A 6,016-nucleotide genomic window follows, 5' to 3' on the forward strand; every position below is an offset into this window, starting at 1 on the left:
GCCGGCAAAGTCGAGACTCGCTGCCCCGGGCGGGCCCTCGTTTCAATAAACGGGCTGTGCCGATTTGCCGCCCAGCCATGCAGCACCGCGCACGCCCGAAGCATCCCCATGTCGCGCCAGGGCGAGGCGCGTTCGCACCGGCTCATTGACCCCGGCGCCGAAAACCCACGGCGTCCAGAGCGCGGGCAGTCGCTCGGCCAGGCCGGGCAGCTTGGAGAGCCCGCCGGCCAGCACGATGACGTCGGGGTCGAGCAGGTTGATCACCGTCGCCAGCGCGCGGGCGAGCCGGGCGGCATGGCGCTCTAGGCTCGCTTGGCAGGCCGCATCGCCTGCGGTTGCGGCACGCGCGATGGCCGCCGCATCGAGCGGCGAGCCGCCACAGCGGCGAGCATGGTCGGCGGCCAGGGCTGGCCCGCTGAGCCAGGTTTCGATGCACGAGCGAGCGCCGCAATAGCAGAGCGGGCCCGGGCGCTCATCATCGTTCGGCCACGGCAAGGGGTTGTGTCCCCATTCGCCTGACAAGCCGTTCGGCCCCTGCAGCACACGACCGTGCACCGCAATGCCGGCACCGACGCCGGTGCCCAGGATCACGGCGAAGACGACCGCCGCTGCGGAGCCGGCACCGTCGGTGGCTTCGGACAGCGCCAGACAATCGGCGTCGTTGGCCAGCGCGACCGGCTGGCCCACAAGCTCTTGCAGATCGGCCTGCAGCGGCTGTCCGTTCAGGCAGGTCGAGTTGGCATTCTTGATGCGGCCGTGCGCATCGGCGCTGCCGGGCGAGCCGATGCCCAGAGTCGCTGCCATGCCGGCCGCCACGCGGGCGCGCTCGACGAGCGAGGCGATCGTTGCCAGGGTTGAGCGGTAGTCGCCGGCTGGCGTAGGGACGCGTTCGCGCCAGAGCTCGGCGCCCTGAGCATCCAGCAAAAGCGCCTCTATCTTGCTGCCGCCCAAATCGATGCCCAAGGCAGGCCCTTGAAGCTTGTTCATGCACTGAAGTTCAAGAGGATGTGCATCGTGCGCCTTCGGTATGCTTACCGGATGAAATCACCGGTCGATTCGTACTGAGCCGCAGCATGGACTTCGGCCTCATCATCATCGGCGACGAGATCCTCTCCGGCAAGCGGCAGGACAAGCACCTCGCCAAGGCGATCGAACTGCTCGGCGAGCGAGGCCTGCAACTCGCCTGGGCGCGCTATGTCGGCGATGACCGCAGCCTCATCACTGCAGAGCTGCGTGCCGCCTTCGCGAGCGGTGCGGCGGTGTTCTCCTGCGGCGGCATCGGCGCCACGCCCGACGACCACACGCGCCAGTGCGCGGCGGCGGCGCTCGATGTGCCGCTGGTGCTGCACGACGAGGCGCGCGAACTCATCCTCCAGCGCATGCACGACGTGGCGGCCGAGCAGGGCATCGCTTTCGACGCCGACCGCGAGGACAACCGCCACCGGCTCAACATGGGCGTGTTTCCTGCGGGCGCCCGCATCATTCCCAATCCGTACAACAAGATCCCCGGCTTCAGCTGCGCGGGGGTCGCAGGCGGCGCCGTGCATTTCATGCCCGGCTTTCCCGTCATGGCCTGGCCGATGATGGCTTGGGTGCTGGACGGCGAGTACGCCGCGCTGCAAGGACAGCAGCGCCACGCGGAGCGCTCGGTGATCGTCTACGGCGCGATGGAGGCTGCGCTTACGCCGCTGATGGAAGACATCGAGGCTCGCTTCATCGGCGTGCGCGTGTTCAGCCTGCCCAGCGTCGATCATCCGGTGCATGGGCGCCACATCGAGCTCGGCGTGAAGGGCGAACCGGTCGCGGTCGAGGCGGCTTATGCCGACTTGCGGCTTGGGTTGAACGCTGTGCCCGCTCGACTCGGCCCTGAATTGGTGCGAATGACAAAGTCGTGAGCGCACCGTAATCAGGCACTGATGCCGCAAAGCGGTGCATTCCAGCCCGGCGAGGCGTTGCGATAGCGTGTAGAGCGGCTTGTGCGCTTTCGGGCGGCCCCAATTCTGGGCATGCTTTCTGCTAAATTGTGCCGAGCCTTTCGAGGGCCGCTGGCGGGCTGACGTGCGCCCGAACAGAAGAACCCGACCCCATAACACCGCCCTGCCTGGAGAACCTGATGGCCAACAAGACCGTCGCCGACGTGATGAAGATGGTGAAGGAAAACGAAGTCAAGTTCATCGACTTCCGCTTCACCGACACCCGCGGCAAGGAACAGCACGTGACCGTGCCCACGTCCGCTTTCGATGAAGACAAATTCAGCGCGGGCCATGCCTTCGACGGTTCTTCGATCGCCGGCTGGAAGGGCATCGAAGCCTCCGACATGCTGCTCATGCCGGACCCCAACACCGCCAACATCGATCCCTTCTTCGAAGAGCCGACCATCATCCTCACCTGCGACGTCATCGAGCCGGGCGATGGCAAGCCCTACGAGCGCGACCCGCGCTCGCTGGCCAAGCGCGCCGAGGCGTACATGAAGTCCACCGGCCTGGGCGACGCCGCGTTCTTCGGCCCCGAACCCGAGTTTTTCGTGTTCGACAGCGTGCGCTGGAGCAACGACATGTCGGGGTGCTTCTTCAAGATCGACTCCGAAGAGGCGGCCTGGAACAGTGGCAAGGAGTACGAGCACGGCAACACGGGCTTTCGCCCGTCCGTGAAGGGAGGCTACTTCCCCGTGCCGCCGGTCGACAGCTCGCAGGACCTGCGCTCCGAGATGTGCCTGATCCTCGAGTCGCTGGGCATTCCGGTCGAGGTCCACCACCACGAAGTCGCCACCGCCGGCCAGATGGAGCTGGGCACCAAGTTCTCGACCCTGGTGCAGCGCGCCGACTGGCTGCAGCTGCAGAAGTACGTGATCCACAACGTGGCCCACGCCTACGGCAAGACCGCCACCTTCATGCCCAAGCCGATCGTCGGCGACAACGGCTCGGGCATGCACGTGCACCAGTCGGTGTGGAAGGACGGCAAGAACCTGTTCGCCGGCGACGGCTACGCCGGCCTGAGCGAGTTCGCGCTGTTCTACATCGGCGGCATCATCAAGCACGCCCGCGCGCTCAACGCCATCACCAACCCGGGCACCAACAGCTACAAGCGCCTGGTGCCCGGCTTCGAGGCGCCGGTCAAGCTGGCTTACTCGGCCAAGAACCGCTCGGCTTCGATCCGCATCCCTTACGTGGCCAACCCCAAGGGCCGCCGCATCGAGGCGCGTTTCCCCGATCCCCTGATGAACCCCTACCTGGGCTTCACGGCGCTGCTGATGGCCGGTCTGGACGGCGTCGAAAACAAGATCCACCCGGGCGAGGCGGCCACCAAGGACCTCTACCACCTGCCGCCGGAAGAGGACGCGAAGATCCCGACCGTCTGCCACAGCCTTGATCAGGCGCTCGACTACCTGGACAAGGACCGCGCCTTCCTCACCAAGGGCGGCGTCTTCACCGACACCTATCTCGACGCCTACATCGAGCTCAAGATGCAGGAGGTCACGCGCTTTCGCATGGCCACGCATCCGATCGAGTTCGACATGTACTACACCTTGTAAAGCGACCCGCGCGGCGCCCTTGGCGCCGATTGCAACCCGCGCAAGTCCTTCAAGGACTGTGACAAAGGGACGGCTCCGGCCGTCCCTTTTCACATGGGGCGAGCCCCATGCCCGGTGCGCCTGCGCATAGAGAAAAGAATGCCGGATACTCGATGCGCACCGGCGCGAGGCGTCCGCGTGCAGGTGGCGAAGGAGCAGGAAATGATGGTGCGAGTCGGGTTCGGGGCCGTGATGACGGCGGCCGTGGCAGTGCTGGCATGCGGCGCAGGAACCGGCGCGCTCGCGCAGGACGCGGTGGTCTACAAGTGCCCGGGCAATCTCTACACGGGCACCATCACCCCGAAGGAAGCCAGCGACAGAGGCTGCAAGGCGCTCGAAGGCGGTTCGGTGACGGTGATCCAGTCGCCCCCCGTGCGGCGCGCGCCTGCACCGAAGGTCGACAGCGGGGCCTCCCGGCCCGCGGACAGCCGTGTCGATCCCGCGGATCAGCGGGCTCGCGACACCGACAAGCGCCGCATTCTCGAGAACGAACTGCGGCGAGAAGGGGAGCGCCTCGCGGGCCTCAAGCTGGAATACAACAATGGCCAGCCCGAGCGCCGCGGCGACGAAAAGAACTACCAGAAGTACCTGGACCGCACGGCCGAACTCAAGTCCGGCATCGAGCGCTCCGAGAGCGACGTCGCTGCGCTGCGACGCGAACTGGACAAACTCGGTGGCGCAAGCGCCGGCTCGAACCCCGGCTCCACCGGCGGCGGCGTCTGACCGACGCGTGGCGCAGGGCGTCGGGTCGCATGTTGCGATGAGCCCGCAAGTGCCGGCTGCACCCGGCAGCCACGACGCCTTCGACCTGCTCGCCACCATGGTGGCTGTTGTGCACCGCGACGGCCGCTGCCTGTTCGCCAATGCCGCCTTCGAGAACGTGATGGGCCTGTCCCGGCGCCATGTGCGGCGGCGCGACTGGTTCGACTGGTTCGTCGAGCCCGAACTGCTGCGCGAGACCGTCGCGGCCGTGGCGCGCAACGAGTTCTCCACCAGCCGCCTCGACGCCCACCTGAAGCGCCCGGTCGCCGCCCACGCCGAGCCGCTGCTGGTTCACGTCATCGTCAACCAGATGGAAGACCCCGACGTCACGCTGGTCGAGCTGATCGAGATCGAGCAACAGACCCGGCAAGACCGCGAGGAGCGCGCGCAGGGGCAGGTCGAGGCCAACAAGGAGTTGATCCGCAACCTCGCGCACGAGATCAAGAACCCGCTGGGCGGCATTCGCGGCGCCGCGCAACTGCTGCAGATGGAGGTGGCCTCCAAGAGCTTGAGCGAATACGCGCAGGTCATCATCAAGGAGGCCGACCGGCTGCAGGCGCTGGTCGACCGGCTGCTCGCCCCCCATCGCCGGCCCCACCTGGTGAGCGACGTCAACATCCACGAAGTTTGCGAGCGGGTGCGCGCGTTGATCCTGGCCGAGTTTCCCAGGGGCCTGACGATCCAGCGCGACTACGACATCTCCATTCCGGACTTCCGCGGCGATCGCGAGCAGCTCATCCAGGCCGTTCTCAACATCGCCCACAACGCCGCGCAGGCGCTGAGCGAGCGCATGGCAGCGGCAGACGCACGCATCGTGCTGCGCACGCGGGTGGCACGACAGGTCACGCTCGGCAAGCAGCGCTTCCGATTGGCACTGGAATTGCATGTCGAGGACAACGGCCCGGGCATTGCGGCGTCGATCCTCGATCGCATCTTCTACCCGCTGGTTTCGGGGCGCGAGGGCGGATCGGGCCTCGGCCTCACACTGGCGCAGACCTTCGTGGCGCAACATCACGGCACGATCGATTGCGAGAGCGTATCGGGCCGCACGCTGTTCAAGATCACGATACCGCTGCCCTGAGCGCCCCCGACGGGGCGGCAGACGAATCACCGACCTGACGCAGACCCGCATGAAACCGATCTGGATCGTCGACGACGATCAATCCATCCGCTTCGTGCTCGAGAAGGCGCTCGCCCGGGAGGAACTGCCGGTGCGCAGCTTCTCCAGTGCCAGGGACGTGCTCGCGGCCCTCGAGTCCGGCGACACGCCGCAGGTGCTGGTCAGCGACATCCGCATGCCGGGCGGCTCGGGCATCGACCTGCTGGCCACGGTGAAGGCGCAGTTGCCGGGGTTGCCGGTCATCATCATGACGGCCTACTCCGATCTCGACAGCGCCGTGTCGGCCTTTCAAGGCGGGGCGTTCGAGTACCTGCCCAAGCCCTTCGACCTCACCAAGGCGGTCGAACTGATACGCCGCGCGCTCGACGAGAGCTTGCGCGAGGAAGTCGCCGACGAACGCCTGTCGCAGATGCCCGAGATGCTGGGCCAAGCCCCCGCGATGCAGGACGTGTTCCGTGCCATCGGGCGGCTTTCGCAGAGCAACGTGACCGTGCTCATCACCGGCGAGAGCGGCTCGGGCAAGGAGCTGGTCGCCCAGGCGCTGCACAAACACAGCCCGCGCG

General features: G+C 66.9%; 6 protein-coding genes. 5 read left to right on the forward strand and 1 reads right to left on the reverse strand.

What is annotated here, in order from left to right; translation table 11 throughout:
• Positions 1–42: 42 nt before the first annotated feature.
• Positions 43–987 carry an ROK family protein gene (locus H0W40_RS12260; protein ID WP_292446525.1) on the reverse strand — a complete coding sequence of 315 codons (945 nt, stop codon included), beginning with the start codon at positions 985–987 and terminating at the stop codon, positions 43–45.
• Positions 988–1,073: 86 nt separating this feature from the next.
• Here H0W40_RS12260 and H0W40_RS12265 point away from each other — a divergent pair, with 86 nt between their 5' ends.
• The 5 genes from H0W40_RS12265 to H0W40_RS12285 form a co-directional block, all read left to right on the forward strand.
• Entirely contained in the window at positions 1,074–1,895 is an 822-nt protein-coding gene (locus H0W40_RS12265) for a molybdopterin-binding protein (protein ID WP_292446527.1), read from the forward strand.
• Positions 1,896–2,113: 218 nt separating this feature from the next.
• Positions 2,114–3,532, forward strand: coding sequence for a type I glutamate--ammonia ligase (gene glnA / locus H0W40_RS12270; RefSeq protein ID WP_292446529.1), 1,419 nt, complete (start codon positions 2,114–2,116; stop codon positions 3,530–3,532).
• A gap of 201 nt (positions 3,533–3,733) precedes the next feature.
• The gene (locus H0W40_RS12275) at positions 3,734–4,294 is read left to right on the forward strand and encodes a hypothetical protein (protein WP_367153805.1); all 561 of its coding nucleotides are present in this window, start codon (positions 3,734–3,736) and stop codon (positions 4,292–4,294) included.
• A gap of 37 nt (positions 4,295–4,331) precedes the next feature.
• Positions 4,332–5,414, forward strand: coding sequence for a nitrogen regulation protein NR(II) (gene glnL, locus H0W40_RS12280; protein ID WP_292446531.1), 1,083 nt, complete (start codon positions 4,332–4,334; stop codon positions 5,412–5,414).
• Between the two features lie 49 nt (positions 5,415–5,463).
• On the forward strand, positions 5,464–6,016 hold a 553-nt coding region (locus H0W40_RS12285), incomplete at its 3' end, for a response regulator (RefSeq protein ID WP_292446533.1).

This window comes from Methylibium sp. (assembly GCF_013817345.1).
Lineage (GTDB): Bacteria > Pseudomonadota > Gammaproteobacteria > Burkholderiales > Burkholderiaceae_C > Methylibium.

Excerpts from the sequence above, each read along its gene's own strand:
- H0W40_RS12260 (WP_292446525.1), bottom strand. The coding sequence starts at position 987 with ATGAACAAGCTTCAAGGGCCTGCCTTGGGCATCGATTTGGGCGGCAGC.
- H0W40_RS12265 (WP_292446527.1), top strand. The coding sequence starts at position 1,074 with ATGGACTTCGGCCTCATCATCATCGGCGACGAGATCCTCTCCGGCAAG.
- glnA (WP_292446529.1), top strand. The coding sequence starts at position 2,114 with ATGGCCAACAAGACCGTCGCCGACGTGATGAAGATGGTGAAGGAAAAC.
- H0W40_RS12275 (WP_367153805.1), top strand. The coding sequence starts at position 3,734 with ATGATGGTGCGAGTCGGGTTCGGGGCCGTGATGACGGCGGCCGTGGCA.
- glnL (WP_292446531.1), top strand. The coding sequence starts at position 4,332 with ATGAGCCCGCAAGTGCCGGCTGCACCCGGCAGCCACGACGCCTTCGAC.